The organism is Pedobacter terrae, assembly GCF_900100705.1.
GTDB classification, from domain to species: domain Bacteria; phylum Bacteroidota; class Bacteroidia; order Sphingobacteriales; family Sphingobacteriaceae; genus Pedobacter; species Pedobacter terrae.
In genome coordinates this window covers 26,073-42,650 of record NZ_FNCH01000029.1, presented here as the reverse complement: position 1 = coordinate 42,650, position 16,578 = coordinate 26,073, and the positions used below count along the sequence as shown (strand labels likewise).

Annotated in this window: 14 protein-coding genes; 10 read left to right on the top strand and 4 right to left on the bottom strand. The window is 38.1% G+C overall.

Going from position 1 to position 16,578, the window contains the following annotated elements; genetic code table 11:
- Positions 1-175 precede the first annotated feature (175 nt).
- The gene (locus BLR60_RS22920; protein WP_090504320.1) at positions 176-478 is read left to right on the top strand and encodes a hypothetical protein; all 303 of its coding nucleotides are present in this window, start codon (positions 176-178) and stop codon (positions 476-478) included.
- Between the two features lie 81 nt (positions 479-559).
- Complete coding sequence (locus tag BLR60_RS22915) at positions 560-973, top strand: tail fiber domain-containing protein (protein ID WP_090504317.1); 414 nt, start codon at positions 560-562, stop codon at positions 971-973.
- An 85-nt stretch (positions 974-1,058) separates the two neighbouring features.
- On the opposite strand, the gene BLR60_RS22910 is transcribed toward BLR60_RS22915, so the two are convergent.
- Positions 1,059-1,601, bottom strand: coding sequence for an REP-associated tyrosine transposase (locus tag BLR60_RS22910; protein WP_090504314.1), 543 nt, complete (start codon positions 1,599-1,601; stop codon positions 1,059-1,061).
- Positions 1,602-1,890: 289 nt separating this feature from the next.
- Here BLR60_RS22910 and BLR60_RS22905 point away from each other — a divergent pair, with 289 nt between their 5' ends.
- Positions 1,891-2,250, top strand: a complete 360-nt coding sequence (locus BLR60_RS22905; RefSeq protein ID WP_090504311.1) for a hypothetical protein — start codon at positions 1,891-1,893, stop codon at positions 2,248-2,250.
- A 276-nt stretch (positions 2,251-2,526) separates the two neighbouring features.
- Here BLR60_RS22905 and thrC read toward each other — a convergent pair whose 3' ends face one another.
- The 3 genes from thrC to thrA all read right to left on the bottom strand — a co-directional run bounded on the left by thrC (position 2,527) and on the right by thrA (position 7,324).
- Positions 2,527-3,834 carry a threonine synthase gene (gene thrC / locus BLR60_RS22900; RefSeq protein WP_090504308.1) on the bottom strand — a complete coding sequence of 436 codons (1,308 nt, stop codon included), beginning with the start codon at positions 3,832-3,834 and terminating at the stop codon, positions 2,527-2,529.
- An 88-nt stretch (positions 3,835-3,922) separates the two neighbouring features.
- Positions 3,923-4,855 (bottom strand): homoserine kinase, encoded by a 933-nt coding sequence (locus tag BLR60_RS22895; RefSeq protein WP_090504306.1) that lies wholly within the window; start codon positions 4,853-4,855, stop codon positions 3,923-3,925.
- Between the two features lie 15 nt (positions 4,856-4,870).
- The gene (gene thrA, locus BLR60_RS22890) at positions 4,871-7,324 is read right to left on the bottom strand and encodes a bifunctional aspartate kinase/homoserine dehydrogenase I (protein WP_090504303.1); all 2,454 of its coding nucleotides are present in this window, start codon (positions 7,322-7,324) and stop codon (positions 4,871-4,873) included.
- 1,403 nt (positions 7,325-8,727) lie between these two features.
- Here thrA and pckA point away from each other — a divergent pair.
- From pckA to BLR60_RS22850, 7 genes are all read left to right on the top strand, one after another.
- A complete protein-coding gene (gene pckA, locus BLR60_RS22885) occupies positions 8,728-10,323 on the top strand; it encodes a phosphoenolpyruvate carboxykinase (ATP) (RefSeq protein WP_090504300.1) in 1,596 nt (531 codons plus the stop codon).
- Between the two features lie 297 nt (positions 10,324-10,620).
- Positions 10,621-11,451 carry a MotA/TolQ/ExbB proton channel family protein gene (locus BLR60_RS22880; protein WP_090504297.1) on the top strand — a complete coding sequence of 277 codons (831 nt, stop codon included), beginning with the start codon at positions 10,621-10,623 and terminating at the stop codon, positions 11,449-11,451.
- A gap of 78 nt (positions 11,452-11,529) precedes the next feature.
- The gene (locus BLR60_RS22875; RefSeq protein ID WP_090504294.1) at positions 11,530-12,147 is read left to right on the top strand and encodes a biopolymer transporter ExbD; all 618 of its coding nucleotides are present in this window, start codon (positions 11,530-11,532) and stop codon (positions 12,145-12,147) included.
- A 3-nt stretch (positions 12,148-12,150) separates the two neighbouring features.
- Positions 12,151-12,657, top strand: a complete 507-nt coding sequence (locus BLR60_RS22870) for an ExbD/TolR family protein (protein WP_090504291.1) — start codon at positions 12,151-12,153, stop codon at positions 12,655-12,657.
- A gap of 17 nt (positions 12,658-12,674) precedes the next feature.
- Entirely contained in the window at positions 12,675-13,493 is an 819-nt protein-coding gene (locus tag BLR60_RS22865) for an energy transducer TonB (protein ID WP_090504288.1), read from the top strand.
- Between the two features lie 242 nt (positions 13,494-13,735).
- On the top strand, positions 13,736-14,641 hold the full coding sequence (locus BLR60_RS22855; RefSeq protein WP_090504282.1) for a substrate-binding domain-containing protein: 906 nt from the start codon (positions 13,736-13,738) through the stop codon (positions 14,639-14,641).
- Between the two features lie 132 nt (positions 14,642-14,773).
- Positions 14,774-16,495: a tetratricopeptide repeat protein gene (locus tag BLR60_RS22850; protein ID WP_090504279.1), complete on the top strand. Its 1,722-nt coding sequence runs from the start codon at positions 14,774-14,776 to the stop codon at positions 16,493-16,495.
- Positions 16,496-16,578 lie beyond the last annotated feature (83 nt).

Here is a 16,578-nt window from a genome sequence, read left to right as displayed (position 1 = left end):
TTCTATCAATGTTAATCCACACGGACGAAAATGAGGATTATATTTACTGAAATATTTGGCGCAAGAAGTCGAAAATTCTGCCATAATACTGTCAAGCTGATGCTGCATTTGAAATTCTTACCGAACATTAAGCTTAAATTATTGTTTTAGTAGAATAGCAGTTATATTTGTCGCAATGAAATCTGATGGTCTTAAATATATATTGATTACCTGCATTACACTCGCTTTTTTCGTAAAAGTAAGTCATGTGGTTTCGTATTTAAGCTATTCTGTTCAAAATGTGGAGTTTTCGTCTACAAATGATGATGCAACTGAAAAGGAAGAAAAGAAGACAGAAAGCGAATTTGTAGTGCATGAAGTCTTATTTAATTCGACATTATATTTCCCATTTCAGACTACAAAAAAGGTGATTATCCCTGATCATGCTTTCCAGCTGGCATACTTTCCAGAGGTTTTAACGCCGCCGCCATCCGTTTAATACATCTTTTTAAATTTATTTCCTGTTTCTAAGAAGCAGAACCAATTTTCTATTTCAAAAATTACAAAATAATTAATAGATATGAAACGAGCAATTTCATTCGCAGTGCTTTTAATCGCTGCCTCTTTAAAAATCAGTGCACAAGAAGTGGTGCAGAATAATATTAAACCTGTAGAAAATGCTTTAAGCCAGGTTACTAAATTAGAGCCCGTAAGTTTTAATTATGATAAAGTTTGGGCAGAAAAATTAAAGTTATCTGCAAGGCCGCAATATGGTTTTGTAGGTGCTGATGCAAAAGCCGCCGTTCCAAATATTGTTTCAGTACAATCCAAAGATTACAGCTCAGGTAAAAATGCTTTTAGAAGTGCTACCATTACCAAGGTGGATTATGAGCGCTTGGTTCCGCTTTTGGTAGCGAGCATAAAAGAGCAACAGCAACAGATCGAAGCATTAAAGCACGAGCTTAAAATGCTAAAATCGCAAGGTGCTAAATAATTTCATTTACGTTGGTCCGGATTTGTAATCCGGACCTATAGTTTTCTAGATTTGTAGTCTGGTTTACAAGTTCCTAATCACCTAATCATAAATAAACAACTTCCAACAGGCCTAGACCACCAGCATAGTTTATAGCCGAACTATAGTTGTAATGTTCCGCTTCAGAAACAATTCCCGATTCAATAGGATTATGATGAATGTATTCTAGTTTTTGGTCTTTAAACTCATTTGAATATAAAGCGATGGGATGGAAACCATCCTGCCAGAATTTATATTCTTTGTTTTTGATATGGATTCGGGCAGCAAAGGAGAACTTATCCAATAGCCATTCTCTGCTTTCATTAATTTCTCCAATCGTTTTGACAATCTTTTTAGAAGTGAATTTTTTAAAGTCCCTGATAATGTCCGAAAGGTTGTAATTCTCTTTAGCACTAACAATCATATGTAAATGACTTGGCATTAAACACCATGCATAAATAATTAATCCTTTTTGTGATTGGCAATATCTAAGACTTTCAATAATAACTTCGGCGAGCTCTTTTCGTGTAAATACATCAATCCATCCCACTACTGTTGTAGTAATGAAGTAAATGTTATTTTGATCAGTAACAGCGTATTTGAAAGCCATAATTCATTTAATTATAAGGATTACAAATCCTTAGTACAAAAGTCGGGATTGCAAATCCCGACTAACTTCGTGTTGGATGCTGGTCCGGATTTGCAATCTGGACCTACAGTTCTTCAGATTTGTAATCTGGCTTTGATTAATTTCTAAAGAAATTTTTAATTTAGTTAGGGTTGTATTAACTAACGTAATGCTATGACTATTTATTTTTACAAATACCATCCTGCGTAACGTTTAAATTTTTATTTTTATATAACTAACCGATATAAATCTACATTAAAAAACAATTCTTATGAAAAAGCTTATTCAATTATTCCTGTTTTGTACAGTGCTGGCTGTATTACCTTTACAAAATACCAAGGCTGAAATTAATGCCAGTAAATTTTTTAGCATTGGTTTAAATTTAAGCAATGGAACTGGTGATAACGGGTCCATTTACTTATATGGACCTACGCCTGTTAGTGCTTATTTTGGACCAGGTGGCGGGTCATATGGTCCGCTGACTGCCGGCACCTATACTATTATTATTTATACCGCGGCCCCAGGCTCACGCACTTTTAGATTTAATGGACAGGCGATCACCACTAGTTCAGGAAGCGCGACATTCAATAATGTCAGCATTACTTCTACAGCTTTCGCTTCTGTTAATTAAATAAATATTTTCTAATTGGTCCGGATTTATAGTCCGGACCTTTGTGTTGTATGACTTTTCCTTGTTAAGGATTACAAATCCCGACTAACTTTAGAGATAGGTCAGAAGTTGGAATGGATTTGCATTTTTATAAATCGTCAACTCGACTGTAGCGCAGCGGAACGCCTGCCCGTACAGGCGGGGAGAGATCTATCTCTAGACAGATTTAGCTTCGCTGAGCACTCCGTGGTTCTCGGCTTCATTGCACTCCGCTCGAAATGACGATCAGTCTAATTACTAACCTTTAAGTAAGTAACCTTTAAATCCTTCAAAATCTGTTCCCAGCTGATCTGCATGTTTAGGTCTGCTTTCTAAAGTTTTAACCTGTTCAGGGATCTCGATTTTTGCAGCGATGTCTATCGGAAAGATATCTGGGAATTTACAGGCATGTGCAGTAGATAAGAAAACAGCTGCACTATTATCTGTTGGATTTTCGGTTCTGTGCTTTTCTATTGCCAAGTAAGCAATCGCGGTATGCGGACAGGCAACATAATTTAGTTTATTATCAAGTTCTTTAATCCCTACCAATGTCTCTTCATCTGTAAAACGGTAAGAAGTAACCACTTTTTTAACCGCTTCTATATTCTGGTCAAAAAGATCCATAATGCGGACCCAGTTGCTTGGCGCACCAACATCCATGGCATTAGAATAGGTTTGGGTTGAAGGCTTGGTTTCATAAACACCACTTTCTAAAAAGCGTGGTACGGTATCATTCACATTGGTAGCGGCGATAAATTGTTTAACAGGTAATCCTAATTTATAGGCCAGTAAACCTGCGCCAATATTTCCAAAATTTCCGCTCGGGACAGAAAATACCACATCTTTAAACTCTTGTTTTTTCAGTTGGGCATAAGTATTGAAATAATAAAATGTTTGCGGAATCAATCGCGAAATGTTAATCGAATTGGCTGAAGTTAACCTGAATTTTGCATTTAATTCATCGTCAGCAAAAGCCTGTTTTACCAAAGCCTGGCAATCATCAAATGTTCCTTTTACTTCAATAGCCCTGATATTCTCCCCGTTGGTGGTTAACTGTAATTCTTGTATCGGGCTTACCTTTCCTTCCGGATAAAGGATAGTTACTCTCGTATTGGGCACGCCTAAGAAACCTAAAGCTACTGCACCGCCGGTATCGCCCGAAGTTGCAACCAGGACATCCAGCAGCTGTTCCCCGTCTTTTAGGAAGTAAGCCATTACACGGCTCATAAAACGGGCACCAAAATCTTTAAAAGCCAAAGATGGCCCATGGAAAAGTTCTAAAACAAAGGTTTTGTCGTCCAATTTAACAGCTGGTGCATCAAAATTAATCGCATCATCAATTAATGCCTTTAGATCTTCAGCCGGAATTTCATCTTTTAATAGGGTTGAAGCAACTTTATAAGCAATTTTAGGTAAAGAATATTGCTCAATATTTTGAATGAATTCGGCATCAAGCTGTGGTATTTCAACAGGCATATATAAGCCCTTATCCTGTGGCATGCTGTTAAAAACGGCTTCTTTAAAAGAAACCCGTAAATCTTTATTGTTGGTTGAGTATAGTTTCATTTTAAGGTGTAGGGTTTGGGGTGTAAGGTTTAGGGTTAATGGCGCCGGGTACAACCCTACGCCATAAGCCTTTTACCTTACAACTTCTTTAAATTACTCTAGGTCCTTCGGCGTTCACCGGAGAAACAAAAGCTTTGCTGTTAATATTTATTTTATGTAAATGTTGTTGTTGTGATTTGGTGATTATTCTGGCTGTTTCTTCGTTTCGGGTTAAAGCAAAAACAGATGGGCCTGAGCCTGAAATCCCGAAACCAATGGCGCCGTTTTCTGTCGCTAGTTTTCTCATTTCTTCAAAACCAGGAATCAGGATCGAACGTGTTGGTTCTACCAGAACATCTTGCATACTTCTTCCAATCAGGTCAAAATCGTTCATAAATAGCCCACTTACCAAACCTGCAACGTTTCCCCACTGCGTAACCGCATCTTTTAATGCCACCTTACTGCGAATCATTTGGCGGGCATCTTTGGTAGGTACATCTACCTCTGGGTAAACAATTGCGGCATACATGCCGGCTGGAGTAGGTAAAGAAATTACATCCAATGGTTCGTAACTTCTTACCAGTACAAAACCACCCAACAAAGCTGGCGCAACATTATCTGCATGTCCGTAACCGCAGGCCAGTTCTTCGCCTTTCATGGCAAAAGGAACCAGCTCCTTAGCCGTTAATAAATCGCCCATTAATTTGTTAATGGCAACTAAACCAGCAACGGTACTGGCAGAACTTGAACCCAAACCACTACCTATGGGCATTTTTTTGTGCAGTTCAATTTCTACGCCTACATCTAAACGGTTGATGTGTTTTAAATAATGCTGAACACTGGCGCTTACGGTATTTTTTGCTGAATCTAAAGGCAAACGGCCATCATCGCCGGTAATTTTTTTGATCACCACACCTGGCGTATCGGTAAAACGCATTTCAACTTCGTCGCCAGGTTCGTTTACGGCGAAACCCAGTACATCGAAACCACAAACTACGTTTGCAACGGTTGCCGGAGCGAAAACTTTTATACTATTTTTCATTATTAATTGGCTTAGCTATTTATTTAAAGTACCCACATTAATGATGTCGGCAAAAACTCCGGCGGCGGTCACTTCAGCACCAGCTCCTGGCCCTTTAACTACCAGTGGGCGGCTTTTGTAACGATCTGTTGTAAAAGAGATAATATTATCACTTCCCGATAGCATATAAAAAGGGTGACTGTCATCTACCATTTGCAGGCTGATTTCTACGTTGCCATCTTCCAGTTTACCGATATAACGTAAAACCTTTCCTTCGCTCGCTGCGGTGTTTTTTAAATTTTCGAAATAAGCCGCATTGGCCTGCAATTCCGAATAAAAGTCTTCAACAGATGTTGCATTTAAGCAGGCATCAGGCAAAATATTGTCTATTTTCACGTCACTGGCTTCTAGTGGATAGCCGGCATCGCGTGCAAGAATCAACATCTTACGCATAAAATCTTTTCCATTTAAGTCGTCGCGGGGATCTGGTTCAGTATAGCCCAGTTCCTGTGCTTCCTTTACCGTTTCGTAAAAGCCAGCGTCGCCTTTAAAATTGTTGAAGATGTAAGAAATCGTTCCTGATAAGATGGCTTCAATCCGGGCTACCTTATCGCCACTCATCATCAGCTCGCGTAGCGTACGGATAATCGGTAGGCCTGCACCAACATTGGTTTCGTAATAAAAATCTACACCAAATTTACGGGCAGTATCTTTGAATAATTTATACTGTGCATAATCTGCCGAGTTCCCTTTTTTGTTACAGGTTACCACCGAAATGCTGCTTTCGAATATACCCTGGTAAAATTCAATAGGTTTTTCCGCTGCCGTGTTATCTACAAAAACACAGTTGGGTAAGTTTAGCGCTTTCATTTGAGCAACAAAACCTGCTAAATCTGCTGGTTCGCCAGCTGTATTCAATTCTGTTTCCCAATTTCCCAGAGAAAGCCCATCGGCATTGAATATCATTTTGCGTGTATTGCTGATGCCTGTTACTTTCACCTGCAGATCGTTATTGGCTGCGAGGAAGGGCATCTGCTCTTTTAACTGGTTGAATAAGGTTTTGCCGATGTTTCCCGTACCCAAACAGAAAACGTTCAATGTTCTTTTCAGGTCGGTGAAAAAAGCATCATGCACTGCATTTACAGCTTTCGATAAATCATCCTTGCTAATGATTACCGAGATATTGTATTCTGATGAACCTTGGGCGATTGCTCTTACGTTGATACCATTACGGCCCAGTGCGCTGAACAAACGTCCGCTCATGCCCGGGGTGCGTTTCATGTTTTCGCCCACAATGGCTAAAACGGCAAGGTTATTTTCAACTTCCGGTAATTCCAGTTTTTTAGCATCCAGCTCCAGCTCGAATTCTTTTTTGATCAGGAAAATGGCCTGCGAAGCATCTGTTGGTTTAACGGCGAAAGTAATGCTGTGTTCTGATGAAGATTGCGTAATTAATACCACATTGATCTGTTCGCGCGAAAGCAGTGAAAATAGTCTTCCGCTAAAGCCTGCTTTACCTACCATACCACTTCCGGTGAGGTTGATAATGCTGATATGATCGATTGAAGAAATTCCTTTGATGGGTAAATTTGATGTTTTTACATCGCTTCTGATATAGGTTCCTGCGAAGTCAGGCTCGAAAGTGTTTTTGATTACAATCGGGATTTTCTTCATGAAAGCAGGGATCATGGTTGGCGGGTAGATTACTTTCGCTCCAAAATAACTCAGTTCCATGGCTTCAGTATAACTTAATTCAGGTAACGAGAAAGCCTTTTTAACCATTCGTGGGTCGGCGGTCATCATACCATTTACATCCGTCCATATCTCTATTTCTTCTGCATTCAATGCAGCGCCCCAAACCGCTGCGGTATAATCAGAACCACCACGGCCCAAAGTAGTCATCCTTCCAGCGGCATTGCTGGCAATAAAACCAGTTACAAAAAGTACTTTGTCTTTATTTTCCTGATAAAAATTGTTGATCAGTAGCTCGGTCAGTTCAGTATCAACCTTGGCCTGTCCGAAATTGCTGTCGGTTTTAATCATGTCAGATCCATTCACGTAAAGCGAATCGCCAATGTTTTTCGAGGCAATGTGGCTGATCATGAAGGTAGAACAGCGTTCACCATAACTTAAAATCTGATCTTTGGTTTGTAAACTTAGTTCGCGTAGATTGGTTACAGCCTGCAGCAGATCTTCTAACTCGTTAAAAAATATTTTTAAACGGGTAAACACCGGGTTTTGTGCTGCTGCAGGCAAAAGTGCGCGGATTACAGCAAAGTGTTTTGCTTCGATTTCTTTTAAATGGGCATCGTAATCTTCACCCCGTTCAGCCATTTCAGCCATATCGGTGAGCAAATTGGTTACACCACTCATTGCCGATAATACAACTACCGGGCTATTCTTCTGTTTTTCTTCGCCAACCAGGCGTAAGAGCGTTTTAATGTTCTCGGCCGAACCTACGGATGTGCCGCCGAATTTGAGTATTTTCATTATTTTATATGAGGTTTAACTGTTTGCTGCTGCACCCGGTATATGGTTTAAAATGCTCGCTTGTGCAGGTTTCATTCAGCATGGGTTTAAAAAAAAAGCGTCCCGATTTTCATCGGGACGCTCTCTGTGTTTTATGTTTTTTCAATTTACAACAAATTAGCCCCGCTGGTTTATACCGGTGGTAATAATAATCGTTGTAATAATTGAAGTATTAAAATTCATCTTGACTTGGTGTACTTTTTACACTTGTAAAGTAGTATATAATTTTTTTAAAATGCAAATGTTTTTTAATTTTTATTTCGAAATTTCTATTAAAACGTTTAAGTAAATGAAATAGCCATATTTTTTTTGCCCTTAGTAGAATGCTATTAAGCGGCTTGCCTTTCCATTGTCTAATTATTCCCCTCCTTTGGAGAGGTGCCCGTAGGGCGGGGTGGTTGATCAGTAAATTTTGATTATTAGAAAAGATACTGCAGTAATGCTTATGTCTGTGTAGTCCTGCTAACCGCTATAGTCCCGATGGTTGGTGCTTTTTTGTTGTTTGTTCGATCGGGAGCTGCCGCTTTTATCAGGTTTATTTCACGCAGGCTGGTGCTGCTATTTAAGTGGCTTGTCGTTCCGGCGTCTAATTATTCCCCTCCTTTGGAATGGTGTCCGTAGGTCGCGGTGATTAATCAGTAAATTTTGATTATTAGAAAAGGTACTGCAGTTAGGCTTCGGCCGGTGTAGCCCTGCTAACCGCTATAGTCCCGATGGTTGGTGCTTTTTTATTGTTTTGCGATCGGGAGCTACCGCTTTTATCAGGTTTATTTCACGCAGGCTGGTGCTGCTATCTAAGTGGCTTGTCGTTCCAGCGTCTAATTATTCCCCTCCTTTGAAATGGTGCCCGTAGGGCGGGGTGGTTGATCAGTAAATTTTGATTATTAGAAAATATACTGCAGTAATGCGTATGTCGGTGTAGCCCTGCTAACCGCTATAGTCCCGATGGTCGGTGCTTTTTTATTGTTTGTGCGATCGGGAGCTGCCGCTTTTATCAGGTTTATTTCACGCAGGCTGGTGCTGCTATTAAGCGGCTTGCCTTTCCAGTGTCTAATTATTCCCCTCCTTTGGAGAGGTGCCCGTAAGGTAGGTGATCAATTGATGTTTAATGGAAAAAGCATGACTTCTTCAATCCATTATAAGTGTGTATATCCATAAGAACTTAAACGTACTAAAACCATTTATCAGATTTTACTTAGTGTATATTTTTAATTTTTTTTAGGTTTAAAATTATGATTTAAATAGCTGATTTTTAGTAAATTAAATCATAGTGTATTTGCTACAATATGTAAAAAATTACGTTTTAAAAGTCGTTTTTGTACCTGATAAGTTTTTACCTTTGCCTCACTAACTAACTTATTGTTATGAGCAAAAAGAAACTGCAAACGCCAGATTTAAGCTATTTAAATCTAGGCGGGAACATTGCTGTAAAGTACCAATTATCTCCTACGGAATTAATTGATGAGGCCTTATTAAATAAAGAAGGTACGTTGGCCGCTTCAGGTGCACTTGCGGTTGATACCGGAAAGTTTACCGGACGTTCTCCTAAAGATCGTTTTATTGTATGCGACGACATCACCGAAGATCAGGTTTGGTGGGGTGATGTAAACATTAAAATCTCTTCTGAAAAATTCGATCAGTTATTTTATAAGCTGACCAATTATCTTGAAGATAAGAAAATCTATGTCCGCGATTCTTCCGCTTGTGCCCATCCGGATTACTCCGTATCCATCAGGGTCATTACCGAAACGGCGTATCAGAATCTTTTTGCTCATCATTTGTTTATTCGCCCGGAGGAAGATCAACTGGGTTCAACACCAGAATGGACCATCCTTGCTGCACCAGGTTTTTTGGCCGAGCCAGCACTAGATGGAACCAGGCAACAAAACTTTTCCATCATCAATTTTACCAAGAAGATGATTTTAATCGGTGGAACAGGTTATACCGGTGAAATAAAAAAAGGAATTTTTTCTGTTTTAAATTTTATGCTGCCCGTATATCATAACACTTTATCCATGCACTGCTCGGCTAATATGGGTAAAAATGGAGATACCGCTATATTCTTTGGCTTGTCGGGAACCGGAAAAACTACCCTGTCGGCCGATCCCGAAAGAGGACTAATTGGTGATGATGAACATGGCTGGGGCAAAGATTCAGTATTTAATTTCGAAGGCGGTTGCTATGCAAAATGTGTAGATTTAACCGAAGAAAAAGAGCCACAGATTTTTAAAGCAGTTAAATTTGGTTCATTATTGGAGAACGTTAATTTTTTCCCGGGTACGCAAAAGGTTGATTATGGTAATATCAGCAAAACAGAAAATACCCGTGTGGCCTATCCTATAGATTATATCGAAAATGCCATTCTACCGTCAATAGGAGCTGTTCCGAAAAACATTTTTTTCTTAACTGCAGATGCGTTTGGGGTATTACCTCCAATTTCAAAATTGAATGTAGAACAGGCCATGTTCCACTTTATGAGTGGTTATACCGCAAAGGTTGCAGGGACAGAAACCGGGATAACAGAGCCTCAATTAACTTTTTCAGCTTGCTTTGGTAAGGCTTTTTTACCGCTACACCCATCTAAATATGCTGCGTTGTTGGGCGAGAAAATGGAAAAACACCAGGTAAATGTGTGGTTAGTGAATACAGGCTGGAGCGGAGGAGCTTATGGTGTAGGTAAAAGAATGAAATTAAGTTATACCAGAGCAATGATTTCAGCTGCATTACACGGCGATTTAGATCATAATAAATATAAGCAACACCACGTATTTAAATTAATGATGCCTTTAAGTTGCCCTGGCGTACCCGATGAAATTTTAGACCCCTCTAAGACATGGAGCAACCAGGAAGAATACTTTTTAAAAGCATATGAACTGTCTAATGCCTTCACAGAGAATTTCAGGCAGTTCGAACTGACAAAAGTACCAAAAAGCAGACACGAGGCGTTAAAATTATGTTAAATGTGCTTTAAAATGCATTTTTTGAACGAAAAATTTGCAATTGGAGTTTTTTTTAGTTTTTATTGTGAAAGAATTGCCTCGGCTGGGGCAATTTTTTTGTTATACACCCTAGGTGATTACCGAAACTTAATTTTAAGTAACGATTTAATAGTTTATTGATTTATTAATTTGTAATTTAAAATCAATTTATAAATTTGTTTTTCGCAACAATTTCGGATAAGAAACGTTGAGTGTAATACAAAAAGAAAAAAACAGCTAAAATTAAAAACAAGAACTAAAACTAAAAATTCAAAAAAAATGGCAAACGCACCAAAACCAGCAACTGTTAAAAAAGAGAGCTCTTCTAGTGCTTCAAATGTTTTCGCAACATTAGTTATTCCTATTTGTATCGTTATCGGATTCGTGATTTGGAAATATGTATTGGGAGATCCCTCTAACTTTATCGATAACAACAACGAAAACTTACCATTACCTAACAATTACCCAGGTACAGCTTACAAAGGAGGTCCTATTGTTGCCGTTTTGATCGGTTTATTATTAACAACAATCGTTTTCTCTATCGAGCGTTTAATTGTTATCGGTAAAGCAAGTGGTAAATCAAGCTTAGATTCTTTCATCATTAAAGTAAAAGGTTTATTAAACGCAGGTAATATCGAAGCAGCTAAAGCTGAATGTGATAAACAACAAGGTTCAGTTGCTAACGTAATTAAATCTGGTTTGAAAAAATATAGCGAAGTTGAAGCTGATACCAACATGGATGTTGAGCAATCTATCGTTGCTATCCAAAAAGAAGTTGAAGAAGCTACAGCTTTAGAAATGCCAATGTTAGAGCAAAACTTAACCATTATTGCTACTTTGGTATCAATCGGTACTTTGATCGGTTTATTGGGTACAGTAACAGGTATGATCCGTGCATTCGCCGGTTTAGCAAATTCTGGTGCTCCAGATCAGTCAGCATTAGCAGTAGGTATCTCTGAGGCCTTGATCAACACCATGACAGGTATTTCGGTATCAACTTTGGCGATCATTATGTATAATATCTTAACATCTAAAATCGATAAGTTAACTTACGCAATCGATGAGGCTGGTTTCAGCATCGTTCAAACATACGCTAGTTCGCATAAATAAGAATTTTGAAAAAATTTTTACCGGCTTTATGGAAAACCGGAAAAAAGATCATCATTATTAAAACTAGTAAAAAAAATTATGCCTAGAATTAAAGTAAAAAGGACAAGTACAGTAACAGACATGACCGCAATGTGCGATGTGGCGGCATTGTTACTTACGTTCTTCATTTTAACCGCTACGGCAAGACAACCAGAACCCCTAGCTGTTTCTACACCCTCATCTACATATGAGTTTAAGGTGCCGGTAGAAAACAATGCGATTTTAACAATCGGACAAGGAAAGGTATTCTTCGAGGTAGCAGGTAATAAAGTGAGAGAAAAAACATTGCAGCTGATGGGCGAACAATATGGTGTTAAATTTACACCTGAAGAAGTGGCTAGATTCTCAGGAATCGGAAGCTTCGGTGTTCCTATTCAAAGCTTAAAGCAATTAATTGCGATGAATGCGGGCGACCGTATGAAACCAGGTATTCAGCCAGGTATCCCTGCTGATTCAACCGACAATCAATTAAATGCTTGGGTACTGAATGCACGTAAAGCTACAAAAGAGATCAACAATCAGGATATGCGTATCAGTATCAAAGGCGATGCTAAAGAAGAGTATCCAGTTGTGAAAAAGATTATTGATGTACTTCAGAAACAAAGTGTAAACAAATTTTTGTTGGTAACTAATTCTGAAGCTAAAAAGAAGAAATAAGAAATGGCAGAATTAAACACGGGCGGGAAGAAAGCCACGCCAAGGGTTGATATGACCCCGATGGTGGATCTAATGTTTCTGTTGGTAACTTTCTTTATCTTAACAACAGTAATCTCTACGCCACAGGCGATGGATATTGCAAAACCGGATAAAAACGAGAAGTTACCTGAAAATAGATTAGAGCTTAAAGCAAGTAAAACGATGACCATTTTATTGGGTAAAAACAATAAAGTAGCTTGGTACATGGGAGTAGCTGGCGCAAGCGCACCAACAATCGAATCAGCTTCGCAGATCGAAGATGCAATTGTTAAAAATAGAAAAGCAGCCGATGCTTCGGGTGTTGCAGGTGACTTTGTTGTACTTGTAAAACCAACAGCAGGTTCTACCTTTCAGAACTTCGTTGATATTATGGACGAGTTGGAAATTCTTAAAGTAAAGGTTCGTCAGATTGATGATGATAACATCCTTGAAAATGAGAAGCAGTTCATGAAAGAAAAGGGAATTTTATAATCAATAAAACCAATTTTATGTCGAAGTTAGATATATTCAGAAAAGAATGGCTTGAAGTGGTTTTTGCTGATAAGAACAAAAGCTACGGTGCGTACCAATTGCGTAAAACCAATGGTGCTAATACTACAAGAGCCTTAATTATTGGATCTGTTATCTTCCTTATTTTATTCTTCTCTCCAAAGATCTTTAGTCTGATCAAAGGCTCAATGGATCAACAGGAAGAACAGGTAAAAGCACAGGAAGTTATTTTAGCTCCACCACCACCGGTAAACCCGGAGACACCTCCACCGCCACCGGTAGAGCCACCGCCACCAAAGGTTGACCAGGTGAAAATGCCACCTCCAATTGTAAAACCTGATATAGAGGTTAGAGATGAACCACCTACAGTTGAAAAATTGAAGGAAGCTGATCCAGGTCAGAGAGATATCAAAGGTGATCCAACGGCAGAGATTAATATCGCTGAACCGGTAGGGGAAGGACCAAAAAGAGAAGCTGCTGTTGCGGTAGATGACAATAAAGTTTATGACTTTGTGAGTATCGAGAAACAACCAGAATTCCCGGGAGGTATCGCTAAATTTTATGGTTACTTAGGTAAAGCCATAAAATACCCGCCAATGGCACAAGAAAACAACGTTCAGGGTAAAGTGTTTTTATCTTTCGTTGTGGAAAAAGATGGTAAATTAACTGATATCACAGTTACCCGTGGTTTGGGTAGCGGAACTGATGAAGAAGCCATCCGTGTATTGAAAGCTAGTCCAAGATGGAACCCAGGTATCCAGAATGGTAAGCCGGTAAGGGTAAAATACAACATCAACGTTAACTTTACATTGAACTAATCGTAAATGTTAAATTTCGATATCTTTAAGCAAAAATCGCCTAAACAGCGGTTTTTGCTCATTTTAGGCCTTATCATGTTTGTCTTTTATGTGATACTGGGCTGCGCATTTATATTTTATAAACCTATTGCACTTCGTTTAAGTGCTATTCCGCAATGGGGACGTATTACAATTGGTGTTTTCCTCGTTATTTATGCTTTTGTAAGACTTTTAAGCCTTGGTAGGCGCGACTAATCATTTAAATGAAAAATATCCTTTTAATATTTTGTGTACTCGCTTTACTCTTATCCTGCAAGCGTAAAAACAAGCCAGTAGTTGTTAAAGAGACAAGAACAAGTGGTACCTTAAAAATATTGGTTGATGAAAGTGTTGGGCAGATTGTTCAGGACCAGATCGATATTTTTAGTTTAGATTATCCCGATGCCAAGTTTCAGACGACCGTTAAACCTGAAGAAAAGTTATTACCTGCATTCCTGAATGATAGCGTAAGGGTAATTGTTTTGCCAAGGTTATTAACCAAAGCTGAAGAAAAGTATTATAACCAACGCGGTATTAAGATCAATACTTCGCGTTTTGCTGTTGATGGTATTGCGTTAATTACCAATAAGAGCAATATAGACAGTACCATTAACGTTAAAGAGGTAATTGACATCTTACAGGGAAAGAAATCAGACAAAAAATTGGTCTTTGATAATGCTTATTCAAGTACCTTTCAGTATTTTAAAACGTTGGCCAATATTAAACAATTTCCTGCTACAGGTGTTTACTCAAAAAATTCTAGTAAGGAAGTAATTAAGCTTATTGCAGAAGATAAAAATTTTATTGGTATTTTGGGCGTGAATTGGATCACGGGCAAACATGCAGAAATGAGCGAATACCTTTCTCAAATAAAGGTATTGGGGGTAAAGAACGTAAAAGGAAAGGTGGGTGATGATCAGTTCTATAAACCGACTCAGGATAATTTAATTAATGGTGTCTATCCTTTCTTGAGAAATATAAATATTATTGATTGCGAAGGAAGAGATGGTTTAGGCACAGGATTTGCAACATGGTTAAGAAGTCAGAGGGGACAATTGATTGTACTTAAATCTGGACTTGGCCCACATAAATTAATGCCAAGACAAATTAACCTGACCAAAGGAAATTAAATTAAAAATTATAAATTGAACCACGAAGTAAGCCCAAAAGCAACACTTCATTTTTATTAAATAAAAAACAGAATATCAGATGAGACCTGCATGATTGTAAGTTTCATTACCATTAAAAAACAATAAAGAACTATGAAAATTTTAAAGAAAGCGATAACCTTAAATGTAGGTTTGGTGTTGATGGGTTCTGCCGTTTTTGCTCAAGATTTAAATGAGGCGAAAAAAGCCATCGACGCGGAGCAATATCAAAAAGCATCATCAATGCTTAAATCTTTGGTGAGTTCAAAAGCTTCAGATGGTGATAATTATTACAATCTTGGCTTGGTTTATTTAAAGACCGGTTATATAGATTCAGCTAGAGCCGTATTTAATAAAGGTGTTACTGCTGACCCTAAAAATAACTTAAACTTAATTGGTTTAGGCGAAGCGGATTTATTGTCTAACGATGCAACGTCTGCAAAAACTAATTTTGATAAAGCAGTAGCATTATCTCCTAAAGATTACAAAACTTATTTGTATATCGGTAAAGCTTATTTGGCTCAGGATAAACCAAGTGATGATGTATCAAAACCTGACTTTACCAATGCGTTAGCCAATATTACCAAAGCTGATGAATTGGATTCTAAAGATAAGGATGCTGAAGTTTTCTTGGCTCAAGGTGATGCTTATGCCTTACAAAAGAAAAACTCTGAAGCATTAGGCCCATACATGCGCGTAAATGATGTTGATCCGAACAACAGAAGAGCTAAAACGCAAATTGGTAAAATGTATAAAGAATCAAGGGCTTTTCCTGAAGGAGAAAAAGAATTACAAGATGTAATTACTGCTGATCCAAATTATGGTCCGGCTTACCGTGAGTTAGGGGAGTTATACCTACAATGGAGTAGTTTTGGTGTTGATAAAGAAAAAGCAGCTAAAGCAATTGAGAATTATAAAAAATACATGGATTTAACTGATAAATCTTTAGAATCTCAATTACGTTATGCTCAATTCTTGTTTTATGCAAAAGATTATAAAACATTAGAGCAAGTGGCTTCTTCTTTACAGGTTCCAGCTAACGACCCTAAGGGTAATGTTGTTGCGAGGATGAAAGGTTGGGCAGCTTATGAAAATGGTAACTATCCTCAGGCATTAACCAGCTTAACTGAATTTTTCGCAAAAGAGAAAGATAAATCTAAAATTTTAGGTAATGATTACCTTTATTTGGGTAAAGCTCAATTAAAAGCTGGTCAAGATAGTTTAGGTGTAAACAATATTATCGAAGCAGCTAAAATCGATTCAACCAACGCTGATGCATTAGCTGAAGCTGGTTTAGCTTTATACAAAGCTAAGAAATATGGTAAGGCAGCTGAAATTTATACTTTAGCAACTAAGTATAATCCAAATGGTAAGGGTTCATTAACCAATTACTATTATATAGGTCAAACCAGGTTCTTGGAAGGATATTTTGCGCAAAAAGATAAAAAACCTTTAAATACAGCTGCATTAGTTGAGGCTGATTCAGCATTGAGTCACTTAAATAACGTTTCTCCTGAATTTGCATTAGGTTATTTTACAAGAGCAAGGATTGCTAACCTTTTAGAGGACAAAGCAAATCCAAAATATGCTTCAATTCCATTGTTTGAAAAGTATATCAGCTTGGTTAAACCAGAAGAACAGGCTGCAAACAAAACAAACCTTGTAGAGGCTTATGATTATCTTGGTGCATATTATGCCGATAAGGATAAAGCGAAAGCTATAGATTTTTTAAATAAAAGTATAGCGCTAGATCCACAAGGTCCTTTTGCTGCAGCCAAGCTTAAAGAATTGCAATCACCTGCAGGTGCTTCAAAAGCAAAAGGTAAAGGCAAATAATTAATCAGTTAAATAATTTAGAAAAGGCAGAGTTTGGTTACTCTGCCTTTTTCTTTTACTTTTGCATCACAAAAATTAAAATT